This window comes from Mesorhizobium sp. M1295, assembly GCF_040318135.1.
In the GTDB taxonomy this organism is placed as follows: domain Bacteria; phylum Pseudomonadota; class Alphaproteobacteria; order Rhizobiales; family Rhizobiaceae; genus Mesorhizobium.
On sequence record NZ_JAMYLU010000011.1, the window covers coordinates 56,098 to 76,592 of the forward strand.

17 protein-coding genes are annotated in these 20,495 nt (G+C 64.5%); 5 read left to right on the forward strand and 12 right to left on the reverse strand.

The window, feature by feature from the left end:
• Positions 1-42: 42 nt before the first annotated feature.
• From NKH29_RS16930 to NKH29_RS16985, 12 genes are all read right to left on the reverse strand, one after another.
• Positions 43-1,191, reverse strand: coding sequence for an acyl-CoA dehydrogenase family protein (locus NKH29_RS16930; protein ID WP_353000163.1), 1,149 nt, complete (start codon positions 1,189-1,191; stop codon positions 43-45).
• A gap of 231 nt (positions 1,192-1,422) precedes the next feature.
• Positions 1,423-2,235 carry an enoyl-CoA hydratase family protein gene (locus NKH29_RS16935; RefSeq protein WP_352483284.1) on the reverse strand — a complete coding sequence of 271 codons (813 nt, stop codon included), beginning with the start codon at positions 2,233-2,235 and terminating at the stop codon, positions 1,423-1,425.
• Positions 2,223-2,702: a MarR family winged helix-turn-helix transcriptional regulator gene (locus tag NKH29_RS16940; RefSeq protein ID WP_023717870.1), complete on the reverse strand. Its 480-nt coding sequence runs from the start codon at positions 2,700-2,702 to the stop codon at positions 2,223-2,225. Before NKH29_RS16940 ends, NKH29_RS16935 begins: the two co-directional genes overlap by 13 nt.
• Positions 2,696-3,469 carry an SDR family NAD(P)-dependent oxidoreductase gene (locus tag NKH29_RS16945; protein ID WP_023717869.1) on the reverse strand — a complete coding sequence of 258 codons (774 nt, stop codon included), beginning with the start codon at positions 3,467-3,469 and terminating at the stop codon, positions 2,696-2,698. The genes NKH29_RS16940 and NKH29_RS16945 overlap by 7 nt, the downstream gene beginning before the upstream one ends.
• A complete protein-coding gene (locus tag NKH29_RS16950; RefSeq protein ID WP_352483282.1) occupies positions 3,466-5,760 on the reverse strand; it encodes a bifunctional salicylyl-CoA 5-hydroxylase/oxidoreductase in 2,295 nt (764 codons plus the stop codon). Before NKH29_RS16950 ends, NKH29_RS16945 begins: the two co-directional genes overlap by 4 nt.
• Positions 5,761-5,901: 141 nt before the next feature.
• Entirely contained in the window at positions 5,902-6,501 is a 600-nt protein-coding gene (locus NKH29_RS16955; RefSeq protein ID WP_352483281.1) for a VOC family protein, read from the reverse strand.
• A gap of 80 nt (positions 6,502-6,581) precedes the next feature.
• Complete coding sequence (locus NKH29_RS16960; RefSeq protein WP_023717868.1) at positions 6,582-7,412, reverse strand: ATP-binding cassette domain-containing protein; 831 nt, start codon at positions 7,410-7,412, stop codon at positions 6,582-6,584.
• Positions 7,405-8,295 (reverse strand): ABC transporter ATP-binding protein, encoded by an 891-nt coding sequence (locus tag NKH29_RS16965; protein WP_031193635.1) that lies wholly within the window; start codon positions 8,293-8,295, stop codon positions 7,405-7,407. Before NKH29_RS16965 ends, NKH29_RS16960 begins: the two co-directional genes overlap by 8 nt.
• The gene (locus tag NKH29_RS16970; protein WP_023717866.1) at positions 8,292-9,140 is read right to left on the reverse strand and encodes an ABC transporter permease; all 849 of its coding nucleotides are present in this window, start codon (positions 9,138-9,140) and stop codon (positions 8,292-8,294) included. The genes NKH29_RS16965 and NKH29_RS16970 overlap by 4 nt, the downstream gene beginning before the upstream one ends.
• Positions 9,133-10,140 (reverse strand): ABC transporter permease, encoded by a 1,008-nt coding sequence (locus NKH29_RS16975; RefSeq protein ID WP_023717865.1) that lies wholly within the window; start codon positions 10,138-10,140, stop codon positions 9,133-9,135. The genes NKH29_RS16970 and NKH29_RS16975 overlap by 8 nt, the downstream gene beginning before the upstream one ends.
• Before the next feature lie 70 nt (positions 10,141-10,210).
• Positions 10,211-11,737 carry an ABC transporter substrate-binding protein gene (locus tag NKH29_RS16980; protein ID WP_353000165.1) on the reverse strand — a complete coding sequence of 509 codons (1,527 nt, stop codon included), beginning with the start codon at positions 11,735-11,737 and terminating at the stop codon, positions 10,211-10,213.
• A 108-nt stretch (positions 11,738-11,845) separates the two neighbouring features.
• Positions 11,846-13,420, reverse strand: coding sequence for a phytoene desaturase family protein (locus NKH29_RS16985; RefSeq protein WP_352483279.1), 1,575 nt, complete (start codon positions 13,418-13,420; stop codon positions 11,846-11,848).
• 122 nt (positions 13,421-13,542) lie between these two features.
• On the opposite strand from NKH29_RS16985, the gene NKH29_RS16990 reads away from it, so the two are divergent.
• The 5 genes from NKH29_RS16990 (at position 13,543) to NKH29_RS17010 (ending at position 20,476) form a co-directional block, all read left to right on the forward strand.
• Positions 13,543-14,334, forward strand: coding sequence for a cyclase family protein (locus NKH29_RS16990; RefSeq protein WP_352483278.1), 792 nt, complete (start codon positions 13,543-13,545; stop codon positions 14,332-14,334).
• Positions 14,335-14,644: 310 nt separating this feature from the next.
• Entirely contained in the window at positions 14,645-16,216 is a 1,572-nt protein-coding gene (locus tag NKH29_RS16995; protein ID WP_352493743.1) for a phytoene desaturase family protein, read from the forward strand.
• On the forward strand, positions 16,216-16,695 hold the full coding sequence (locus tag NKH29_RS17000; protein ID WP_352493744.1) for a MarR family winged helix-turn-helix transcriptional regulator: 480 nt from the start codon (positions 16,216-16,218) through the stop codon (positions 16,693-16,695). Before NKH29_RS16995 ends, NKH29_RS17000 begins: the two co-directional genes overlap by 1 nt.
• Before the next feature lie 45 nt (positions 16,696-16,740).
• A complete protein-coding gene (locus tag NKH29_RS17005; RefSeq protein WP_353000167.1) occupies positions 16,741-18,894 on the forward strand; it encodes a thiamine pyrophosphate-dependent enzyme in 2,154 nt (717 codons plus the stop codon).
• Positions 18,887-20,476, forward strand: a complete 1,590-nt coding sequence (locus tag NKH29_RS17010) for an indolepyruvate oxidoreductase subunit beta family protein (protein ID WP_352483274.1) — start codon at positions 18,887-18,889, stop codon at positions 20,474-20,476. Before NKH29_RS17005 ends, NKH29_RS17010 begins: the two co-directional genes overlap by 8 nt.
• Positions 20,477-20,495: the final 19 nt, after the last annotated feature.

A 20,495-nucleotide genomic window follows, 5' to 3' on the forward strand; every position in this document is an offset into this window, starting at 1 on the left:
CAAAACTCAAAGACAATCAATTCTTCCACACAAACTCCGGTCTCAGGCCGCTCCCATCACTTGCCGTGCAATCACCACCTTCTGCACGTCCGACGCTCCCTCGTAGATGCGCAGTGCCCGGATCTCGCGATACAGTCTTTCGACGATATGGCCCCTGCGGACGCCGTCGCCGCCATGCAGCTGCACAGCCCTGTCGATCACCTCCTGCGCCTTGTCGGTGGCGAACAGCTTGGCCATCGCCGCTTCGCGGGTGACACGGGCGGTCCCCATGTCCCTGGTCCAGGCGGCGCGGTAGACCAACAAGGCGGCGGCATCGACATCCAGCGCCATCTCGGCGATGTGGCCCTGCACCATCTGCAGCTCGGCCATCGCTGCACCGAACAGCCTGCGCTCGGCCACTCTTTTGATGCTTTCGTCCAGCGCGCGCCGGGCAAAGCCGAGCGCAGCTGCCCCGACCGTCGAACGGAACACGTCGAGCACCGACATGGCGATGCGAAAACCATCACCGGGTTTGCCGATCAGCGCCGAGGCTGGAACGCGGGCATTGTCGAAAGACAGCCGGGCGAGCGGGTGCGGCGCGATCACCTCCAGCCGCTCGGCGATGGTCAGGCCCTTTGTCTCGGCCGGCACGATGAACGCCGAAAGCCCCTTGGCACCGGGCGCTTCGCCAGTACGGACAAAGACAACATAAAAGTCAGCGATACCGCCGTTGGAGATCCAGGTTTTTTCGCCGGATAGGATATAGCTATCGCCGTCACGCGTGGCCGTCATTTCCATATTGGCAACGTCCGAGCCCGAACGCGCCTCCGACAGTGCGAAAGCCGAAATCGCCTTGCCGGCCCGTGTCTTCCCCAGCCAGTGCTGCTGGTCTGGCGTGCCGAACAGGCTGAGCGCGCCGGTGCCGAGCCCTTGCATGGCGAAGGCGAAATCGGCCAGCCCGTCATGCCGGGCCAGCGTTTCGCGCGTGAGGCACAATGTGCGCACGTCGAGTGCTGCAGGGTTTTCGGTGTCGAGCGCTGTCGGTTTCAGCCAGCCATCCCGGCCGAGCTTGGCCACCAGCTCGCGGCAGGCTGCGTCGACATCGTCATGCGCGACCGGCAGGTTCTTGGCGCACCATGCCTCCAGCCGCTCTGCCAACTCGCGGTGATGGTCCTCGAAAAACGGCCAGGTGAGGAAGGAACGGTCAGGCATTTCTGCCTCCACAGTTCTCCGGCCCTGGCGCTCCACGGCGCCCCCCTCTGTCCTGCCGGACATCGCCCCCTCTAGGGGGGAGATTGGCGGCTTCGCTGCCACTGCTCTCCCGGCGATGTTGGAGATTGGCGAAAGCGGGCCTGACATCCAATCTCCCCCCTTGAGGGGGAGATGGCCGGCAGGCCAGAGGGGGGTGCTGTCTTGCCAGCGTGCCCATGGAAGCGATCATCCTCAATCCCCCTCGAACACCGGCTTCTCCTTGGCGACGAAAGCCTTGTAGGCCCGTTCGAAATCGCGGGTCTGCATGCAGATCGCCTGCGCCTGCGCTTCCGCTTCGATAGCCTGGTCGAGGCCCATCGACCACTCCTGGTTCAGCTGCGTCTTGGTCATGCCATGGGCGAAGGTTGGGCCGGAAACGATGCGCGCGGCCATGTCGAGCGCGTCGGCCTCGAGCGTTGCGGCATCGACCAGCCGATTGTAGAAGCCCCAGCGCTCGCCTTCCTCGGCGCTCATCGTGCGGCCGGTATAGAGCAGTTCGGCGGCGCGACCCTGGCCAATGATGCGCGGCAGGATCGCGCAGGCGCCCATGTCGCAGCCGGCAAGGCCGACGCGGCTGAACAGGAAAGCCGTTTTTGCCTGTGGCGTGGCGATGCGGATGTCGGAGGCCATGGCGATAATCGCGCCGGCGCCGACCGCCACGCCGTCGACCGCCGCAATAATCGGCTTGCCGCAATTCAGCATCGCCTTGACGAAATCGCCGGTCATGCGAGTGAAGGCGAGCAGCGCCTTCATGTCCAACTTGACCAGTGGGCCGATGATTTCGTGGACATCGCCGCCCGAGCAGAAATTGCCGCCATTGGGAAGGAACACCACCGCATCGACGTCGTCGGCGTAGACAAGGTCGCGAAAAGTGTCGCGCAATTCGGCATAGCTGTCGAAGGTCAGCGGGTTCTTTCGCTCCGGCCGGTCAAGCCGGATCTTTGCGATTTTGCCTTCGACCTGCCAGAGGAAATGCTTCGGCTTGCGGCCGGCTATCTTTGCCATTCCCGTCCCTCCCAATTGCTGCGGAAGGAGGTCAGCATGCCGGTCAGCCGGCGCGCCTCGTCCTCGCTCACATTGCCCAGCAATTCGCCGACCCATTTTTCATGCGCGGCGGCGATCACGCCGAAAGTCTTCGATCCCTCTTCCGTCAGCCGTACCATCGAGGTGCGGCGGTCGCCATTGCGTCGGGCTCGCATCACCAGCCCTTCCGAGACCAGCCGGTCGATGATGCCCGTGACATTGCCGTTGGACACTAGCAGGAAGCGCGACAGGTCGCTCATCAGCATGCCCTCGGGCGCCCTGTAGAGCGCGGCCATCACGTCGAAGCGTGGCAGCGTTGTGTTGAATTCTTGCCGCAAGCGTTCGCGCAGCTCGGCCTCGATGGTGCGCGAGGCGCGCAGCAAGCGTATCCACAGCCGCAGGCGGTCCTTGCCGGGTCCGGACGGGGCGGGCAGGGGACCGGCTACCATGTCTCACCTCCGGAGATCGAAATCGTTTGTCCGGTGATCGACCCGGCGGCGTCGCTACACAGATAGAGCACGGCGGCTGCAATTTCCTCTGGCTGGATGAAGCGGCCTTGCGGGTTGGTCTCGGCAAGGCTTGTCCGCGCCTGCTCGGCCGAGCGGCCGGTCGTTTCGACGATGCGCCGAACGGCGCCTTCCAGCATTTCGGTTTCGACGAAACCCGGGCACACCGCATTTACGGTCACGCCGGACTTCGCGGTCTCGACGGCGAGTGCCCGCATCAGACCGACGACGCCATGCTTGGCTGCGACATAAGCTGCAACATAGGGATAGCCTTTCAGTCCGGCGGTGGAAGCGATGAAGATGATACGGCCCGTCTTGCGCGCGGCCATGCCGGCCAGCGCCGGCTTCACCGTCAGGAACACACCGGTCAAGTTGACGTCGAGCGTGCGCTGCCAGTCTGCCAGCGAGGTCCGCTGCGCCGAGGCGCTGCCGGACATGCCGGCATTGGCAACGACGACGTCTAACGGTCCGCGTGCCGCTTCCGCGTCCTCGTAGAGCGACGCCATCGATGCCTCGTCGGTGACGTCGGCGGCAATGGCGAAGATGCGCTTGTTCTGAGCGGCGACCTCGGCAAGCGGCTCCACGCGCCGGCCACAGATGGTCACATCGATGCCTGCGCCGGCCAGCGCCAGCGCGATCGCCCGGCCGACGCCGGAGCCGCCGCCGGTGACCAGCGCATGTCGCCCTGAAATCGCTGCGGCGGAACTCATACTTTCAACCCCGCCGCCGCTTCGCGCTCGGCCAGCCGGTAGAGTTGGTCGCGGCCGGGCAGATAGGGATCCGGCCATTTGACGCCGCGATCGCCAAGCGTGACCGCCGCATGCAGCGTCCAATAGGGATCGGCAAGATGCGGCCTTGCCAGTGCGACGAGGTCGGCGCGGCCGGCCATCAGGATCGAGTTGACATGGTCCGGCTCGTAGATATTGCCGACCGCCATGGTCGCCATGCCGACTTCGTTGCGGATGCGGTCGGAAAATGGCGTCTGGAACATGCGGCCATAGACCGGTCTTGCCACGGCCGAAGTCTGGCCGGCCGACACGTCGCAGATGTCGACTCCGGCTTCATGCAGCTGCCGCGCGATCTCGACCGCATCGGCCGGCGTCACGCCCTCGATGCCGAGCCAGTCATTGGCGGAGATGCGCATCGAGATCGGCTTTTCAGCCGGCCATACGGCGCGCACCGCATGAAAGATTTCCAAGGGATAGCGCATGCGGTTTTCCAACGAGCCGCCATAGGAGTCGGTGCGCCGGTTGGTCAAGGGTGTGATGAAGGAGGACAGGAGATAACCGTGCGCGGCGTGGATTTCGAGCATGTCGAAGCCGCAGCGCGCCGCCATCTCGGCCGAAGCGACGAACTGCTCGCGCACCGTATCCATGTCGGCGCGGTTCATCGCCTTCGGCACCTGGTTCTGCGGCGACCACGGCACGGAAGATGCCGCCATGACGGGCCAATTGCCCGAGGTCAGCGGCACGTCGGTTCCCTGCCAGCCGAGCCGGGTCGATCCCTTGGCGCCGGAATGGCCGATCTGCGCACAGATTTTGGCTTCGGTTTCGGCATGAACGAACTCGACCAGCCGCTTCCAGGCGACCTCATGCTCGGGCGCATAGAAACCGGGGCAGCCTGGCGTGATGCGGCCTTCCGGGCTGACACAGGTCATCTCGATGTAGAGGAGAGCGGCGCCGCCCTTGGCCCGTTCGGCATAGTGGGCGAAATGCCAGTCGGTCGGACAGCCGTCGACCGCCTTGTACTGCGCCATCGGCGAGACGACGATACGGTTCTGCAGCGCCATGTCGCGCAGCCGGAACGGCGCAAACATCGGCGCGCGACGCAGACTGTTGCCGCCAGCACCGGCCTGACGTTGGAACCATTCCTCGGCGCCGGCCAGCCATTCGGCATCGCGCAGCCGCAAATTCTCGTGACTGATGCGCTGCGAACGCGTCAGCAGCGAATAATTGAACTGCACCGGATCGAGGCCGAGATAGCGCTCGACCTCCTCGAACCATTCGAGCGAATTGCGTGCCGCCGACTGCAGCTTCAGCACTTCGGTGCGGCGGGCGTCCTCATATTTGCTAAAGGCGGCCTCGAGGTCCGGCTCGGACTCGACATAGTCGGCCAGCGCCACCGCGCTTTCCAGCGCCAGCTTGGTGCCGGAACCGATCGAGAAATGCGCGCTCGCCGCCGCGTCGCCCATCAGCGCCAGGTTTTTGTAGGACCAGCGTTCGCACAAGACGCGCGGGAAATTGATCCAGGCCGAGCCGCGGATATGATTGGCGTTGGTCATCAGCGCGTGGCCGCCGAGATGGCGGGCAAAGATGCGCTCGCAGACGGCAATCGATTCCTGCTGAGACATCGCGCCGAAGCCGAAGCGTTGCCAGGTCTGCTCGCTGCATTCGACGATGAAGGTCGCGGTATCGCTGTCGAACTGGTAGCCATGCGCCCAGACCCAGCCATGTTCGGTTTTCTCGAAGATGAAGGTGAAGGCGTCGTCGAATTTCTGACGGGTGCCGAGCCAGACGAACTTGCATTTGCGGACATCGATATCAGGCTTGAACACGTCGACGAAGGCGCCCCGCGCTTTCGAGTTCAGCCCATCGGCGGCGACGACCAGATCGTGCGTCTCCATATATGGCTTGGGATCGGCGATGTCGGTCTCGAAGACCAGCTTGACGCCGAGTTCGCGCGCCCGCCGCTGCAGCAGCGTGAGCAGCCGCTTGCGGCCGATGCCGCAAAAGCCGTGACCGGTCGAGACCGTGCGCACGCCGTCATGGATAACGGCGATATCGTCCCAATAGGCAAAATGCTTGCGGATCCAGACGGCGCTGACCGGGTCGTTCCTGGTCAGGTTCTCCAGCGTTTCGGCCGACAGCACGACGCCCCAGCCGAACGTATCGTCGGCACGGTTGCGCTCGAACACCGTCACCTCATGCGCCGCATCCCGGAGCTTCATCGAGATGGCAAAGTAGAGGCCGGCTGGTCCGCCGCCGAGAACCGCAACTTTCATCGTGCGATCTCCTCTTCGCTTCTGTTTGTCGAGTTTACGCCTGAGGAAAATTAATTCAAGCTTGAAGTTTCAAGATTGAAACAATCCGCCCGGATAACTCGCCTTGCCGGCAGTCGGCTCCGCAGGCCAGGGACTCCCGGGCTATTTTTCCGGGTTCTTCGGACTCCACAGCACCGTTTCTGCATCCTTTTCATAGGCCATGCCATTGGGATAGCTGATCGCTTCCAACTGCAAGCCCCAAGGGGCCTGGAAGTAAAGGATGGCCTGGCCGGCGGCGGGGCCTTCGGTAACCGGCAGCGGTCCCATTCGCGTCTTGACGCCCTTGCCGTCAAGATAGGCTTTTGCGGCGGCGATGTCGTCGACATAGAAGGCGATATGGAAGCCGCCTATGTCGCTGTTGCGAGGCGTCAGGTCCTTCTGGTCCGGCGCGGTGTATTTGAACAGCTCGATGTTCGACCCGTGTCCGCAGCGGACTAGGGTGATCTCCTCGATCACCGCCTTGGGATCGACGCCCAGCAGATCCTGCATGAATGTGCCCTTGTCGTCGGCGAACGGGCCGAACGACATCGCCTTCTTGCAGCCAACCACTTCGGTGAAGAAATCGACCGCCTGCTGCATGTCGGGGACGGTGACGCCGGTGTGGTCGTGGCCACGCATGCCGGGTATGGAACTGGCGCAAGCGGTGCCGATGCTTCCCAGCACGGTGGCTGCAAGCGTCGCATATCGGATCGCATTCTTCATATCAGTCATCCTCCATAGCGGGACATTTTGCCGGGCGCACGCCCGAGGCCCGCTCTTCGGCGTGCGAATAGGATTGTGCTTCATGCCGGCGCCTTTGGGGCGGGAAGCAGCCAGGCGTCATCGATCTCGGGCAGGGGAATGGCGGCGAGGAGGTCGCGCGTGTAGGCCTGCCGCGGGTGCTCGAACAAAGTATCCGTCGCGCTGGCTTCGACGATCGCGCCTTCGCGCATGACGATCACTTGTCGGCAGAGCCTCCGGATCACCGACAGATCGTGGCTGATAAAGGCAACGGTCAGGCCCATTTCGGCGGCGAGTTTTTCCAGCAACGTCAGGATCTGCGCCTGGGTCGACACGTCGAGGCCGGAGACGATTTCGTCGGCCAGCACGAATTTCGGCGACAGCGCCAGTGCGCGGGCAATGCCGACGCGCTGGCGCTGGCCGCCCGACACTTCGTGACGGTAGCGGCCGGCAAAGCTCTGCGGCAGGCCGACGCGCTGCAGCGCCTCCGCGACGCGTGCCTTGAGATTGTCGCCAAGCCCGTTCTGCTTGAGGGGTGCTGCAATGATGCTGAAGATGGTGCGGCGCGGGTTGAGCGACGACATCGGATCCTGGAAGATCATCTGCAGATTGCGGCGCAGCGGCCGGAGCTCGGCCTCAGGCAGATGTGTGATGTCGCGGCCGTCGAACATGACGTTGCCGGCACTGGGCTCCAGCAGGCGCACCAAGGCACGGCCGAGCGTCGATTTGCCGGAGCCGGATTCGCCGACGATGCCGGTCACCGATCCCCTTGGCAGGTCGAAATCCAGGCCTTTCAGGATCTCGGCCAGCGGCGCCCGGCCGATCAGCGGTTTGCGCGTCATGTCGGGCAACGCAACCTTCAACCCGCGCACGGAAAACAGCGGCTCAACCATGCGGTCGCCTCCATGCCTGGTCGGCGGCGGCGATCTCCGCGGCCAGCCCGGCCAGCACCTTGTCGTCGACCGGCTTCAGCGAGGCGAACGGATCGGTGTAGCGCGGCGTCGCCGCCATCAGCGCCAGCGTATAAGGGTGCTGGGGTGCGGCGAACAGCGCTGCGGTATCGGCCTCTTCCACCACCTTGCCAGCATAGAGCACCGAAACTTTCTGGCTGATCTTGGCAACCACACCGAGATCGTGAGTAACAAACAGGATCGCCGTGCCGTGCTCGCGCTGTAATTGCGCGATCAGCCGCAAGATCTGTTTCTGCACGGTCACGTCGAGCGCGGTCGTCGGCTCGTCGGCGACGATCAGCCTTGGTTCGGCTGCAAACGCCGCGGCGATTAGCACGCGCTGCCGCATGCCGCCGGACAGCTCGTGCGGATAGCATTTGAGCACGCGCTCGGGGTCGCGGATCTGCACCTCGTCCAGCAATTGGCGGATGCGTGCATCGGCCTTCTCACCGCTCCAGCCGAGGATGCGCACCAGCCGGTCGGTCATTTGCGGGCCGATGCGCCGTGACGGATTGAGCGCCGTCAGCGGGTCTTGCGGGATCAGCGCCGTGCGCGCGCCGATCAGGGTGCGCCTTGCCTTGGGTGCCAGCCGGCCCAGATCCTCGCCTTCGAGCAGCATATTGCCTTCGACGATGCGCACGCTCGGTGGCAGCACGCCGAGCACGGCCTTGCCGATCATTGTCTTGCCGGCGCCGCTCTCGCCGACCAGCGCGCGGACTTCTCCGGGCTCGACGGCGAGCGACACCGAGCGCAGCACGCGCAAGCCATTAGGCAGCACCGCGCTAAGGTTGCGTATGTCCAGGCAGGGTTTCGCAGGCGCGTTCATCGCAGCACCGGATCGAAACGCGCCCTGAGGCCCTCGCCGAACTGGCTGAACGACAGCACCGTCAGGATCAGCGTGACCAGCGGGAACACCAGCACCCACCAGGCCTGATGGATCGACAGGCGGCCCTCGGCGATGATGCCGCCCCAGGTCGGGTCGTCTGTCGAGATCGACAGATTGACGAAGGACAGGATCGCCTCGACGATGACGGCAATGCCCATCTCCAGCGACAGCAGCGCCACGATCGACGGCACCACATTGGGCAGCACCTCGCGCAGCATGATGCCGATGCGGCCATAGCCGGCGATGCGGGCGTTCTCGACATAGTCCATGCGCGACTGACCCATGGTCTCGGCGCGGATCACCCGGCAGAAGCGCGTCCAGTCGATGACGGCGATGGCGATGATGACCGAGCTCAAGCCGGTGCCGAGCACGGCGACCAGAAGGATGGCAAACAGCACCGGCGGAAACGCCATCCAGACATCGACGATACGCGAGATGATGCGGTCGGCCCAGCCGCCGAAATAGCCGGCGATCAGGCCGAGCGTCGAGCCGACCAGGCAGGCGGCAAAGGCCGCCGCGAAGGCGACGATGAAGGCGATGCGCGCACCGAAGATCAGCCGTGACAACAGATCGCGACCGAGGCTGTCGGTGCCGAGCCAGTAGCCGGGCTCGGCACCGCCCAGCCAGAACGGCGGCAGGCGCTCCAGCATCAAATCCTGCGCCAGTGGGTCCTGCGGTGCGACCAGCGGCGCAAAAATTGCGGCCAACAGCGCAATCAGCAGCCAGCCGCCGGCCAGCCACAGGCGGGCGCGCGAGCCATGTCTTGAAATGCGGGCCTCATCCATGGCGCAGCCTCGGATTGAGCAACGCGTACATCATGTCGACGGCAAGGTTGATCAGCACGAACAACAGCGCGAAGACCAGCACGATGCCCTGGATCAGCGGCAGGTCGCGATTGATGACGGCATCGATCGCCATATTGCCGAGACCTTCATAGGAAAACAGCCGTTCGACGATGACCGTGCCGCCGATCAGGAAGGTAAACTGCACGCCGACCAGAGTGAGCGTCGGCAGCGCCGCGTTCTTCAACGCCTCGCGCAGGATGACCTGCGTTTCCGAAAAGCCCTTTACCCGCGCCAGCACGACATAGTCGAGGTCGAGCACTTCCTTCAGCGACTGTTTCAGCAGCTGCGAGATGATCGCGGCCAGCGGCAGCGCCAGCGCGATCGCCGGCATCAGCATGTGTGCCAGCAGGTCCCTGGTCAGGTCGAAGCGCAGTCGCACGATGCTTTCGAACAGATAGAATTGCGTGGCGAAGGGCAGGTCGAGTTGCGGCGACACTCGGCCGGAAATGTCGAACACCGGCACCAGCACGCCGAACAACAAGATCAGCACCAGACCCCACAGGAAATCGGGAATTGAGAGCGCCGCACCACTGGCAATGTCGATGCCGGCCTCGACCGCGGTGCCGCGCTCGCGCGCGCCGAGGATCGCCATCGTGCCGCCGATCGCCACCGCCATCACAAGCGCGACGGAGGCGAGCTCCAGCGTCGCCGGGAGGCGATTGAAGACCAGCCCCAGCACATCCTGCCGCAGTGAGATCGACGTGCCGAAATCGCCTCTGACTACGCCGGACAGCCAGATGAAGAATTGCTGGACGATCGTCTTGTCCAGCCCGTACAGCGCGCGCAGCCGCGCGATGTCGGCATCGGTGGCGCCGGGCGGCAGCATCATCGCGATCGGATCGCCGGGGGCGACGCGGATGACGATAAAGACGACGACGGCCACGCCGAACAGCGTGATCGCCATCGTCAGAAGACGGATCAGGAATCTTTGCAGCAGCATGGTCGCCTGTATGCCTGGCGGAAAAGGCGCGCCGTCGTTGCAGACGGCGCGCGTTAGTCCCGGGCCGATCTCAGGCCGGGCTCATCAGCGCCGGCAACAGCGCGCCCGACACATGCTGCACGACATTGACGCCCTTGGCATGCACGATCGGCTGCGCATACTGGATCAGCGGCAGCACATAGGCCTGCTCGGCGATGTATTTGTCGACGGCCTTCCAGCCGGCGATGCGCTTGGCCTCGTCCTTCTCGCCCCATAGCGGGTTGATCATGTCGATCAAGTCCTGGCTGTCCCACACCGAATGCGGGCTCGGGCCATACATGGCAAAGCCGGTCGAAGTGGTGGGGTCGCCGATGGCGTTGCCCCAATTGTAGAAGGCTGCCGGCGCCAGCTTGTCGGCGGCGCGCAGCTCGTAGTGCTTGGCGATTTCGTAGACCTCGATCGTCGCCTCGATGCCGACCTTGCGCCACATGCCGACGATCGCCTGGATCATCTCGTAATCCTTGGGCTTGAAGCCCTTGGTCGTCTGGATCGTGAACTTGACCGGCTTTTCCGGCGAATAGCCGGATGCGGCCAGCAATTCCTTGGCCTTTTCCGGATTGTGCTCGACCTTGATCGACGGATCGTAGGCGGCGTATTCCGGCGTCTCCAGCGTATCGATGGGCTGTCCGTAGCCGCGCAGCAGCCGGTCGACCAGCAGCTTCTTGTCGACCGCCATCACCGCCGCCTGGCGGATATTCTTGTCCAGCATCACGTCGATGTCGTTGAAAAAGATCATGCCGATGTCGGAAACGTTCTTGCACGAGCCGGCAAGCCCGTCCTTGGCGATCAGGCGGTCATATTCCTCATAGGGGATTTCGAGCGTAACCTGCGAGGAACCGGACTCGATCTCGGCGACGCGGCTCGCCGCATCGGTGACGAACTTGATGGTCACGGTTTCGAAGGCCGGCTTGCTGCCCCAGTAGTTCGGGTTGGCCTTGAGACGCAGGAAGGCGTTGCGCTCGAATTTGTCGACCATATAGGGCCCGGTGCCGATCGGAGCTTTCTCGAAGCCTTCGGCGCCGACCTTTTCGTAATAGGCCTTCGGCATGATGTAGCCGGTCAGGAACGACATCCATTTGAAATACACTGGGTCGAATTGCACGACATCGCCGGTGATCTTGTTGCCGTCGATCTTGAAATTGTTGACGTTCTTCCAGACGAACTGGATCGGGTTGCCGGTCTTTTCATCGCCCGCCCGCTGCAGCGACCAGACCACGTCTTCGGCCGTAAATGGCGAGCCGTCATGCCAGGTGACGCCCTCGCGCACCGTCATCGTGATCTTGCTGCGATCTTCGTTCCAGCCCCATTCGGTGAGCAGGCCGGGCGCGAAGGAAAGGTCCGGCTTCTGCGGGATGAACTGGTCGAACACCGATTGGTAAAGGCCCTGGATGGTCGGGTTGACTGCCGAAGGTCCGGTGGTCGGGTCCCAGGACGGCAGGTTGACATTGTAGGCGATGGTCAGTTCGCCGGCAGCCTTGGCGATTTGCGGCAGGCCGAGCGCCGTAGCGCCAAGCGCGGCCGCGCCATATCCGAGCAATTCTCGTCTGTTGATTGTCATGGTCGTTCCCCTGTTGCTTTTATGCGCGGTGTCGTTGTCAATCGGTGGGTTCAGGCTCCTTGGGCAACCGCGCCTTGTCCTCCTTCACCCGAGTTGAAAATTACGGCTTTACCTCCCGCCAAGTTGTTGTGCGAGCATGAAGCCCGAGCCCGCACCAGTGCCGGCGCCCGGCCATGTTGCCGCCCCGGTCAGATGCAGATTGCCGACCGGCGTGTTCCAGCCGGCGTAGCCGCGCGCCGGCCGGAACAGGAAATTCTGCGCCAGATGATGGCTGCCGCAGATCTGGTCGCCGCCGACAAGGTTGGGGTTCTCGCGTTCGAGGTCGATGGGCGAGAACACGGCGCGGCCGAGGATCTTCCGGCGAAGGCCGGGCGCATAGCGCTCGATAATGTCGAGGACGCGCTCGGCGTAGTGCTCCCTAGCCTCGTCCCAGTGAGCCGCCGCGATCGTGCCCGCCGCATCGCTCACAATCTCGGCCGGCAGCATGCGCACCTGCACCCACAGCACATGCTTGCCGTCCGGCGCACGCGAGGGATCGACCGCGGTCGGCTGACCGACGACCAGCACCGGTTCATCCGGCAGCATGCCGGACATCGCCTGCTGATAGGTTTGCGACATGGCATCAAGCGACGGCGACAGATGCACATAGGCGAACTGCCGAAGCTCGGCGCCGGCGCGCCAGTCCGGCAGATCGTCGAGCGCCAGATGGATCATCATCGTCCCCGGCGCATGGCGAAAGTTTTTCATGGCCGTGTCGAAAACGGCGTCGCCCGAACCGTCAGGCAACAGCTTCCCAGTCAGCGCCTTGGGCGCGACACTGGCGATGACGGCCCTGGTGGCGGTGTGGATCTCGCCGGAAGCGAGCCGCACGCCGGTCGCCTTGCCGGCGGACACCGTGATTTCGGCGACGTCAGCCCCAGTGACGATCTTGCCGCCGGCCGCCGTGAGCATGCCCGACAAAGCGCGGATGATGGTGTCGGCGCCGCGCTTGCCGAGCACCATGCCGAAGCACTGGTTGGCCATGGATTCGAGGTAAGGAAACACCGCGCCGCCGGCGATGTCGGGGGCGAAGTCGAGATGCATGCCCCAGGTGGCGAGCGTCGCCCTGACATGCGGCGACTGGAAAGTCTCCTCGAGCCACGCGCGGGGTGAGGAAAGCAGCAGCCGCCCGGTATCGAGCGCGCCGGCAAAACCCTTCTTGCGCCACAGGTTCCAGGCAGTGCCGGCGAGCGCTCGACCGCTCATCGGCGAGCCCAGCAGCCGGAACAGATGCTCGGCCTCGGCCGGGAATGCCGCAACCAAGCGGCGCCATGTGGCGACGTCGATTGCGGAGAAGGCGGCCATTCGTGCAGCGGTCGTTTCCAGATCGCTGCTGACACCGAACCAGCGGCCGTCGGGGAACGCACTGGCAAAACAGTCGGCCACCGGCACGAATTCCAGCCCGTGGGTTTTCAATTCATTTGCATATTTCTTGTGAAAGGCCGAGCCGGCAAAAAGGCTCAGATTCATCGCGCCGAAATCGTGCCGGAAACCCGGCAGCGTGAATTCACGCGTCTGGACGGCGCCGCCAATCGTTGCATCGCGCTCGAAAACGGCAGTTTTCCAGCCTTTGAGCGCCAGATGCGCGGCGCATGCCAGACTGTTGTGGCCTGCCCCGACAAATATGGCGTCGAACTCGCTCACATCCCACCCAACCCATTTCCTTTATGCTTAAAGATAATTGCAGATGCATATGTTTTCGTCTAGTAGGATATTAAGGGCCGCAACGAGCCTTCAGAGCCATCCAAGAAGAGGGAACACAGACCATGGATACGCAACAACTCCTCGGCGAAGTCGCCGGCCAGCTTCTTTCAGGCGCCATCCAGGTGGTCGACCTGACGGCGCCGCTCGGGCCGGACACACCGCTGATCAAGCTGCCGCCGGAACTGGCGGTAGACACGCCGAAGATCGAGATCCACGCCATCTCCGCCTATGACAGGAACGGACCTTGGTGGGCGTGGAACTGGCTCAAACTCGGCGAGCATTCAGGCACGCATTTTGATGCGCCCAATCACTGGATCACCGGTAAGGATTATCCGGACGGCGCCACCGACACCATTCCGGCGCAGAATTTTGTCGGACCCGTCAATGTCATCGACTGTTCGAAGGAAGCGGCCGCCGATCACGATTTCCTGCTCGCCGTCGATCACATCAAGGCATGGGAAGCCGAACATGGCGTTATCAACGCGGGCGAGTGGGTGGTGATGCGCACCGACTGGTATAAGCGCAACGGCTCGGAAGCCGAGTTCCTCAACGCCAATGAGACCGGTCCTCACACGCCCGGCCCGACCGCGGAAGCCATCCAGTATCTGATCGGCAAGGACATCAAGGGCTGGGGCAGCGAGACGATCGGCACCGATGCCGGCAAGGCCGGCGGCATGGAGCCGCCATTCCCGGCGCACAGCCTGATGCACAAGGCCAATCGCTACGGCCTCGCCAGCCTGTGCAACCTCGACCGGCTGCCGCCGAAAGGCGCGATCCTGATCGCCGCACCACTCAAAATCGAGCACGGCACCGGCAGCCCGATCCGCGCGTTGGCGTTGGTGCCAAGGCAATAGGGTAGCTGCGGTCTTCGGGAGAAGATCATGTGCGCAGGCAGCGTTGTAGTGACGAATTGGGAGCGGCAGCCTTGCAAAGCTGGGGCTCTACGGCGCCCCCCTCTGTCCTGCCGGACATCTCCCCCACTTGGGGGGAGATTGGCAGTTTCGGCGCCCCGCTCATTCCTGCGACGTTGGAGAGTGGCGAAGGCCGCGGTGACAGCCGATCTCCCCCAAGTGGGGGAGATGTCCGGCAGGACAGAGGGGGGCGCGAAGGAACGCCAACCCGCGCAAATGAATTCCACCTTCCGCTCACCGGGAGCACGCATCGATGAGCGCTCCTGATCACATCATCGTCGGCAGCGGCATCAACGCGCTGGTCTGCGCCGCGATGCTTGGCGGCAAGGGGGCGAAGGTGCTGGTGCTCGAGCGCAACGACCGCATCGGCGGCTGCATGCGCACAGAAGAAATCACCGCGCCCGGCTTCATCCACGACGTGATGGCGACGACCTTCGTTCTGTTCATCACCTCGCCGGCCTATGCGGCGCTGGGCAAGGATCTGGCGCGGCACGGGCTGGAGTTCTGCAACACCTCCACGCCGACCGGCGTGCTGCGTCCGGATGGCAGCCATGCCATCCTGCGCTCCGATCGCGCCGCCAATGTCGCGGCGGCCAATGCGCTTGCCGCGGGCGACGGCGACCGGCACGGCAGCGATGTCGGCGAGATCGAGCGCAATGCCGGCCTCCTGTTCGGGCTGCTCGGCGGCAGCCTGTGGTCTTACCCGACGGCAAAGCTGCTGGCGGGCGAGGCATGGCGGCGCGGCCCGCGTGGCCTTGCCGCCTTTGTCGGCGACGCGCTGGTGCCGGCGCGCGGCTGGCTGGAAAGCACCTACCAGTCGGAAACCATGCGCGCGCTGTGGGCGCCCTGGGTGCTGCATGCCGGCCTCGGGCCCGAAGATGCGTTTTCGGGACAGATCGCCAAGGTCATCGCCTTCGCGCTTGAGGCGGCCGGCGCGCCGATCGTCAAGGGCGGTGCCAGGAACCTGCTGTCCGCCTTCGAAGCCCTGATCAGGGAACGTGGCGGCGAAATCCGCACCGGCGCCGACGTTGCCTCCATCGTCCAGAGCGGAGGCCGCGCCACCGGTGTGCGGCTGGCTTCGGGCGAGACGGTCACGGCGAAGAAGAGCGTTATCTGCTCGGTCACGCCGACCCAGCTCTACGAGCGGCTGCTCGGTGACGCGGCCCCGAAAGCCGACGTCGAGGCGGCGCAAAAATACCGCTACGGCAAGGGCAATTTCCAGATCCACTATGCCTTGGACAAGCCGCCGGCATGGCGCGGCGAGGGCCTGGACAAGGTCGCGCTGCTGCATCTGACGCCGGGGCTCGACGGCGTCTCGAAGGCCTGCAACGAGGCCGTGCGCGGCATGCTGCCGGAGGTGCCGACCATTTGCGTCGGCCAGCCGCACGCGCTCGACCCGTCGCGCTGTCCAGACGGCAAGGCGATCCTGTGGCTTCAACTTCCCGAGGCGCCTCGCAATATCAAGGGTGATGCGGCCGGCAAGCTCGAGACGCCTGCGGATGGCCGCTGGACCGAGGCGCTGCGCGAAGCCTATGCCGACCGTGCCGAAGCGATCCTCGCCAGCCATATCGAAGGATTCAAGGACAGCGTCATCGCACGTCGCGCCTATTCGCCGGCCGACCTGGAAGCGATGAACATCAATCTGGTCGGCGGCGATCCCTATGGCGGCTCCTCGACTATTGACCAGTCGTTCCTGTGGCGGCCGTTCAAGACGAGCCGCAATCACGCCACCGGAGTCAAGGGACTCTACCACATCGGCGCCTCGACCCATCCCGGCGCCGGGCTGGGCGGCGGCTCCGGCTTTCTCCTGGCGGGGAGGCTGTGATGGAACAGAAAGTTGAAAAGCGCCAGCGCATCTCGACTTTGGGCCAGATCGGCCTGCAGCAATTCGCGCCCTATCTGATGAACCGCATCATGGGCCGCTACAATGCCACCTTGCGCGACAATTTCCGCAAGCAGGGCCTGACCATTCCGCAGGTGAGGACGCTGGCCGTCCTGTCGGTCACCGATGGCGTCACCGTCAACGATCTGTCGGTCTATACCGTCATCGAGCAGTCGACCTTGAGCCGCACGCTCGACACGCTGGAGGGACAAGGGTTTGTGCGGCGCGAGCAGGGGGTTACCGACAGCCGTATCCGCCATGTGTTCCTGACCGACGATGGCCGCGCCGAATTCGCGCGCGCCTGGCCGGCCATGCACGACGCTTTCGAGACGATGTTCGACGACATCGACGATGCCGAATACGCGGCGCTGATCGCGACGCTGCAAAAGATGCTGAAGAACATTCGCAAGCACGACATCTGATCTTACGCGCCGCCAGATTCCTGGCGGCAACGGAAGGAGCCCAAAATGGCCGAACGGTCTTTTGCCAAGGAAGTCGAAAAGCTCAGACTCGGCGCCGGCGAGGAGTTTTCCGGCGAGGGCATTCTGGCCATCACCAAGGCGCTGCTGCAATGCGGCGTCGGTTATGTCGGCGGCTATCAGGGCGCGCCGATCAGCCATTTGATGGACGTGCTGGCCGATGCGCAGGATATCCTCGGCGAGCTTGGCGTGCATTTCGAGGCAAGCGCCTCCGAAGCCACCGCTACCGCCATGCTGGCGGCATCGGTGCACTATCCGATCCGCGGTGCGGCGACCTTCAAGTCGACGGTCGGCACCAATGTCGCCTCCGACGCGCTGGCCAACCTGGCGTCCGGCGGCGTCACCGGCGGTGCGCTGATCATCGTCGGCGAGGATTACGGCGAAGGATCGTCGATCATGCAGGAGCGCAGCCACGCCTTCGCCATGAAAAGCCAGGTCTGGCTGCTCGACCCGCGACCGAACCTGCCGTCGATCGTCAAGGCGGTAGAGGACGGCTTCGAGCTGTCCGAGGTTTCCAACACGCCGGTCATGCTGCAGGTGCGCATCCGCTGCTGCCATGTGCACGGCCATTTCATCGCCAAGGATAACAAGCGCCCGGCGATGACGGTCGCCGATGCGCTCGAGGCGCCGCGCCGCGACACCGGCCGCATCGTGCTGCCGCCCGCGTCCTTCCTGCACGAGAAGGAAAAGGTGCAGAAACGCTGGCCGGCGGCGGTGGATTTCATCCGCGACAACAAGATCAACGAGTTCTTCGGCCCGGAGCACGGCGCGGTCGGCATCGTCATGCAGGGCGGCATGTACAATTCCGTCATCCGGGCGCTGCAGCGGCTCGGCCTCGCCGACACCTATGGCGACACCGACGTGCCGCTCTATGTGCTGAACGCCGTCTACCCGCTGGTCGATGACGAGTTCCTGTCCTTCTGCGAAGGCAAGGACGCCGTCCTCGTCGTCGAGGAAGGCCAGCCCAACTACATCGAACAGGCCTTTGCCGCGATGCTGCACAAGGCCGGGCGCGGCACCAAGCTCGTCGGCAAGGAACATCTGCCGATGGCCGGCGAATACACCGGCCAGGTGATGCTCGACGGCATCGGATCATTCCTGCGCGCCACCATCCCGCATCTGCTGCCAAGCGAGGTCCGCGCGCCGAACAAGATCGGCGACGGGCTCGACACCGCCGACCTGATCAACGTCGTCCCGGGCCGCCCGCCCGGCTTCTGCGTCGGCTGCCCGGAGCGGCCGATCTTCGCAGCGACCAAGCTGGTCGAACAGGAGTTGGGCAAGCACCACATCGCCTCCGACATTGGCTGTCATCTGTTTTCGATCATGCCGCCCTTCGAGCTCGGCGCCACCACCATGGGCTACGGATTGGGGCCGGCCTCGGCCTCGGCGTTCAATTCGCCCGATGCCAGGCGCCGCTCGATCTCCTTCGTCGGCGATGGCGGCTTCTGGCACAACGGCCTGACCTCATCGATCGGCAATGCGGTGTTCAACAAGAACGACGGCGTCATCGTCATCGTCGACAATTTCTATTCGGCCGCGACCGGAGGGCAGGACATCCTGTCGTCCCGCGCCGGCAACAAGACGAAGTCGACCAAGCATCCGATCACCGAGGCGGTGAAGGGGATGGGCGTCAAATGGCTGCGCCACATCGACCGCACCTACGACGTAACCAAGATGCAAGACGCGCTGCGCGAAGCGCTGACGACGGACGAGAAGGGCCCAAAAGTCATCGTCGCCTCGTCCGAATGCATGCTCAACCGGCAGCGCCGCGAAAAGCCTTTGGTCGACAAGGCGATCAAGGGCGGTAAGCGGATGGTCAAGCCGAAATTCGGCGTCGACGAGGATATCTGCACTGGCGACCATGCCTGCATGCGGCTTTCCGGCTGCCCGTCGCTATCGGTGAAGTCGCTGGACGACCCGCTGCGCGACGATCCGGTGGCGCATATCGACGAGAGCTGCGTCGGCTGTGGCAATTGCGGCGAGGTTGCCGACGCGGCGGTGCTCTGCCCGTCCTTTTACCGCGCCGACGTGGTGCACAATCCGAGCCGCCGGGACCGTTTCCTGGAAGCGGCGCGCCGCGCCATGATCAGCCTCTTGCAGCGGCGCCGTGAAAGCCGGCGCCTGACATTCGCCGATGCTTGACGCTGTCCCATCAGCCCGTTCCAAGGCCGGCGCGCCGGACGACGAGCGCGTCATCAAGCTTGCCGTGCTGGCGGTCGGCGGCCAGGGCGGCGGCGTGCTGGCCGACTGGATCACCGACGTCGCCGAGCGCAACGGCTATGTCGCGCAATCGACCTCGGTCGCCGGCGTCGCCCAGCGCACCGGCGCCACCATCTATTACGTCGAGATGTGCCGCGACAGCGGCCGGCTGCCGGTCTTCGCGCTGTCGCCGTCGCAGGGCGACGTCGATATATTGATCGCCGCCGAACTGATGGAGGCCGGCCGCGCCATCATCCGCGGCTTCGTCACGCCGGAGCGCACGACACTGATCGCCTCGTCGCACCGCATCGCAGCTGTCTCGGAAAAGATCGAGCCTGGCGACGGCCGCGCCTCGTCCGCCAAGGTGCATGCCACGGCGGAAGCCGCGGCCAAGCGCTTCATCGCCTTCGACATGGAGAAGATCGCCGCCGACAACGGCTCGGTGATCTCGGCGAGCCTGCTCGGCGCGCTGGCCGGCTCCGATGCCTTGCCGTTCACACGCGAGAGCTACGAGCAGGCGGTCAGTGCCGGCGGCCGCGGTGTGAAGGCCAGCCTCGCCGCCTTCGGTGCCTCCTACGATCGGGCGCGCGGCATCGCGAGTGCGCCTTCGGGCGATAAGACGGCACAGCCGGCAGCCGCTGAAACTGGCTCGGGCGCGGCGACAAAAGTCAGCGGCCCGCAAAGTCTCTTGGGAGGCTGGCAGCACCTGGCCGCCCGGGTCGATGCTTTGCCGGCTCCTGTCCGCGACATGGCGATGCGCGGTCTGAAAAAGGTTGTCGACTATCAGGACATCGACTATGGCGGCGAGTATCTCGACCGGCTAGACCGGGCCGTCGTCCTGGACAATGCCGAACATGACTACGCGCTGTCGATCGCCGCCGCCAAGCATCTGGCCAATGCGATGTGCTACGACGACATGATCCGCGTCGCCGACCTGAAGACGCGCTCGAGCCGCGACCGACGCGTACGCCGCGAGGTCGGCGTCAAGGACGGCTCGGTCCTGCAGGTGACCGAATACTTCCATCCGCGCATCGAGGAATTCTGCGGCACGCTGCCGGCCGGGCTCGGCAGCTATATCGAAAGCCGGCCGAGGCTCGCCGCCTTTCTCGACCGCCGCATCAATCGCGGCCGCCACGTCCGCACCGACAGTTTTGCCGGCTTTGCCGCATTGTGGTTCATCGGCGGCCTGCGCCGCTGGCGCCGCCGCCTGCTGCGCCACAAGGTCGAGACCGCCCATCTCGAGCGCTGGTATGCGCTGGCGCTCGGCCAAGTCGGCCAGGACTACGCGCTTGGCACGGAGATCCTCAACTGCCGCCGGCTGATCAAAGGCTACAGCGATACCCATGCCCGCGCGCAGTCGAAGTTCGACCGCGTGCTGTCGGCGCTCGACGTGGTCAAGGGCCGCCCGGACGCCGCCGACTGGATCAGACGCCTGCGCGAAGCCGCGCTGAAGGACGAGAAGGGCGACATGCTTGACGGCGCGCTGAAAACCGTGGCGTCGCTGGGTGACACCTCGCCGAGTTGAGGCGCTCGTTCAACCCCGG